General features: G+C 73.3%; 3 protein-coding genes. All 3 read right to left on the bottom strand.

All coding sequences use genetic code 11. From position 1 onward, the window contains the following. Positions 1-156: 156 nt before the first annotated feature. The 3 genes from EHS43_RS38580 to recN all read right to left on the bottom strand — a co-directional run bounded on the left by EHS43_RS38580 (position 157) and on the right by recN (position 3,994). Positions 157-1,293, bottom strand: coding sequence for a glycosyltransferase family 4 protein (locus tag EHS43_RS38580; protein WP_125195245.1), 1,137 nt, complete (start codon positions 1,291-1,293; stop codon positions 157-159). Between the two features lie 176 nt (positions 1,294-1,469). Further along, positions 1,470-2,279 (bottom strand): hypothetical protein, encoded by an 810-nt coding sequence (locus EHS43_RS38575; protein ID WP_260470912.1) that lies wholly within the window; start codon positions 2,277-2,279, stop codon positions 1,470-1,472. Beyond that, entirely contained in the window at positions 2,276-3,994 is a 1,719-nt protein-coding gene (gene recN, locus EHS43_RS38570; RefSeq protein ID WP_125195246.1) for a DNA repair protein RecN, read from the bottom strand. The genes EHS43_RS38575 and recN overlap by 4 nt, the downstream gene beginning before the upstream one ends. Positions 3,995-4,301 lie beyond the last annotated feature (307 nt).

Genomic DNA, 4,301 nt, shown 5'->3' with positions numbered 1-4,301 from the left:
GTGCATTACGGTGGACCACGAGGGCCTTTCTGGTCGGTGTAGACGTCGCAATCCACACCGAACCGGAAGGCCCTCACCCGTTCAAGATCCCTCAACCGAGACCTGGCTCACCCGTCCACAACCTCCCAGGACAGAACACCTAGTGCGTCCGGGCCCTCAGATCAGCGGCCGGGGCTGCGTCAACTCGTCATAGACGCTGAGCACTTGAGCGACCGTCTCGTCCTCGGTCGGCCAGGTCGCCGCCTGCCGCAGCGCGCGCTCCGTCAGCAGCTCCCGGCGCTCGGGATCACCGAGCAGCCGTACGACGGCCCCGGCGAGCGCCGCCGGGTCGCCGTACGGGACGAGTTCGGCCGCGTCGCCGACGAGTTCGGGGATTCCGCCGACCTCGGTCGCGACGAGCGGCACGCGCGCGTGGAAGGCCTCCTGGGCGAGCACCGAGCGCGCTTCCCAACGGCTGGGCAGGAGGGCGAGATCGGCGGCGGCGAGCAGGTCGGAGACGTCGTCGCGCCGCCCGAGCAGCCGAACCGGCAGCCCCTCCGCCTCGATACGGCTCTGCAGGACCGGCCGCAGCGGCCCCTCCCCCGCGACGACAACCAGCGGCACGGGGTCGAGAAAGCGCCACGCGCGGGTGGCGTCGAGCAGAGTCTCGTAGCCCTTGTGCCGCTCCAGGGCGCCGACGGCCATCAGCAACGGACGTCCGATGGCCCCGAGTTCGGCCCGCACCTTGGGCCGCAGCCGGTCGGGGTCCTCCTGCTCGACCACCGCGCGCGGGCCGGGCAGGGCGACGGCGGCCAGGCGCGCGTCCCGGGCACCGGTCCTGCGGGCGCGGTCCACGAGTGCCGAGGTGGACCCGAGCACCACGGAAGCCGCCTTGACGACCCGGCGTTCCAGAAGGCGCACGAAATGGGCTCGCGCCCCCTCGGCGAACGCCCGGTCGTGCCAGGTGACGACGAGCGGGGTCCGGCGCCCGCTGAGCGCCAGCACCGCGCGGAACGAGGCGTGCAGCCCGTGCGCGTGCACCAGATCGGCGTCCGCGCAGGCCGCCCGGAGCACCGCCACGGAGGTCGGATCGCTGCTGCGCGGCACGTGCACGTGTTCGGCACCGGCCCCGGAGAAGTCGTAGGCGCGATCCGCCTCGGCGGGGGCGCACACCGTGACCCGCACGCCCCGCGCGACAAGCCCCGAGGTCAGGGAGCGCACATGCGCGCTGCTGCCGGCGTTGCCTCCGCCCAGCACCTGCACGGTGCGCAGCGGCGACTGGCCGTGCGGTGAGTGGCTGCTCACGGGGGTCACGTGGCCGGGCTCCTGGTTCGGGTCGGACGGTCACGAGGAAACGTACAGAAGGTGTCGAGCGGAGGGGTGTACCGCGCGCTTCCTACGCGTGATGGGTTCTCTGCCAAGGATGCCAGGACGTACGGGTGTTCCGTGCATGCGGAGAACGGGGGAAGGGCGTGTGCGGCGATTCGGCGTCACCCACAAGAGTGACGTGACCCTTCCACCGGCCTGAAGGTGTCGGATGTGAAGGGGCGCGGGGAACTGCGCGAGAAGCCCCACCGGCCCGCGGCCGACACACGACTCACCTGATCCCCGCGGACAGCCGCAGCGACAACGGCGGCCGCATGCACAAGAAGCCCCGCCCTTGCGTTCCCTGCGACGACAGCCGCTCCCAAGGCCGCCCCCAGTGCATGCGCCCCCACATCCCCGATCATCACGCGCTCAGAGAGGTCGTCCGGCAACACAGCCGCCGCCGCGCCCACGGCCACGCCGGCCAGCTCCGACGACCGCACCATCCCCGGCACACCGAGGGCCAGCACCGCACCGGCCGCCCGGCCGGGCCGTACGTCGACCAGGTTGACGAAGTGCGCGGTCCCGGCGATCACCACACTCGCGAGCACCTTGTCGAGGGCCCGCTCCTTCATCAGCGCCCCCGCGACCAGACCCGCCGCCGAGATCCCGAACAACTTGACGGCCCCGCTGGTGACTTCACCGTCCCGCAGCGCACCCAGGTGTGCCCGGAAACCCCGCCGATGATCCCCGGCGAGGTCGTCGTACGCCCCGCAGAGCCCGGCGACGACGACCACCACCCCGGCAGCGGGCCGGACCCGCCAAGCCCCGACCGAAGCGGCCAGCGCACTCGCGGGCCCGGCGTACAACTCGACCGTCCGCCCGGCGTAGTTCGTCCGCTCCCACCGCTTCCGCCCGCCCGGCGCCTTCGCGCGAAGGAGAGCCGTACCGGCGCGCGTCAGGACGGCGGTCAGCGCCGGCGACGCACCCCTCACGCGTCCGCCCGAGCCGTGGCCAGCAGCTCCTCCGCGTGCGCCCGGGCCGTCTCCGAGTCCTCCTGGCCGGCGAGCATCCGGGACAGCTCCCGGACCCGCTCCTCGCCCTCCAGCACCTTCACACCGGACCGGGTCACGGAGCCGTCGTTCGTCTTCTCGACCAGCAGCTGCCGGTCGGCGAAGGCCGCGACCTGCGGCAGGTGGGTCACCACGACGACCTGCGCGGTCTTCGCGAGCCGCGCGAGGCGCCGCCCGATCTCGACCGCCGCCTTGCCGCCGACACCGGCGTCGACCTCGTCGAAGAGGTACGTCGGCACGGGGTCGGTCCCCGCGAAGACGACCTCGACGGCCAGCATCACGCGCGAGAGCTCACCGCCGGACGCGCCCTTGGCGATGGGCCGCGGCGGCGCACCCGGGTGCGGGGCGAGCAGCAGCTCGACCTCGTCGACACCGGCCGGCCCGTACGCGACCGCGCGCCCGCCGACCTCCACGCCGTTCGGGTCCTCGGTCTGCCGGATGTCGAAGGACACGCGCGCGTGGGGCATCGCGAGTGAGGCCAGCTCTGCCGTCACCGCCGCCGCAAACCTCTCCGCGGCCTCGGTTCGCGCGTCCGACAGGGCCTGCGCCAGCCCGCCCAGTTCGGACCTGAGCGCGTCCCGCTCGGCGGTCAGCTCGTCGATCCGCTCATCGTCGCCGTCCAGTTCGGTGAGGCGCGCGGCACTCTGTTCGGCCCACGCGAGCACGGCCGCCACGTCCTCGCCGTACTTGCGGGTCAGCGCGGTGAGCGCGGCCCGCCGCTCCTCGACGGCCGACAGCCGCAGCGGGTCGGCGTCCAGGTCGTCGGCGTACCCCGCGAGCTCGCCGGCCACGTCGCCGAGCAGGATCCCGATCTCCCCGATCCGGTCGGTGAGCGCGGCCAGGGCCGGGTCGTGCGACCGTACGGCCTCCAGGGCCCGCTGGGCGCCCGCCACGAGCGTCGCGGCGTCGATGCCCTCGGGATCCTCGGGGTTCCCGGCGAGGGCGGCGTGGGCGGCGGTGGCCGCGGACGACAGCGCCTCGGCGTGGCCGAGCCGCTCCGCCTCCTCCGCCAGCTCGACGTCCTCACCGGCCCGCGGCTCCACGCCCGCGATCTCGTCGAGCCCGAACCGCAGCATGTCGGCTTCCTGGGCCCGCTCACGCGCGCGGGTGACGATCTCGTCCAACTCGACGGAGACCGCCCGCAGCCGCCGGTACGCCTCGGTGTACTTGGCGAGCGGCACGGCCACGGCGTCACCCGCGTACCGGTCCAGCGCCTGCCGCTGCCGGTTCAGCTTGAGCAGCCCCTGCTGATCGGTCTGCCCATGGACGGCGACCAGTTCGTCGGCGAGCTCGGCGAGCACGCCCACGGGCACCGACCGCCCGCCCAGGTGCGCCCGGGACCGCCCTTCGGCCGAAACGGTACGGCTGATCAACAGCGCCCCGTCGTCGAGCTCGGCCCCGGCCTCCTCGGCCCGTACGACGACGGAGTCGCCGGCGGACACCGTGATCCGCCCCTCCACGACGGCCTTCTCGGCCCCGATCCGCACGAGCGCCGCGTCAGCCCGTCCACCGAGCAACAGCCCCAGGCTGGTGACCACCATGGTCTTGCCCGCACCCGTCTCACCGGTGACAGCGGTGAACCCGGGCGACAACTCGACGACGGCGTCATCGATGACTCCGAGCGACCGTATCCGCATCTCTTCCAGCACGGTGAAGACCTTACGAGGTCGGGGCAACGAGATGCGAGGCCCCCTGTCACTCGGGCGAGTGGAGGTTTTTCAGGGGCGCGGGGCTGTATCGATGTGCGGCTCCGCCGCGTGGGCGCGAGAAGCCTCACCGGCTCGCAACCGCCCACGCTCCGCAACCACCCCCCACGGTCGGCTAGGGCGTGTTGCGAAAGTCCCGCCTGCCTCGCGACGCCATGCACGCGCCCCCATCCTCGAACCTGCTGCGCAGGGCTCGGACGGGGGGACCCCCTTCGCCGCACCGGGCGAAAGCCCAAGT

Origin of the sequence: Streptomyces sp. RP5T, from assembly GCF_003933965.1 — a bacterium.
Lineage (GTDB): Bacteria > Actinomycetota > Actinomycetes > Streptomycetales > Streptomycetaceae > Streptomyces.
Note: the sequence above shows the minus strand (reverse complement) of the source record. Positions and strands in the feature narration are given on the sequence as shown.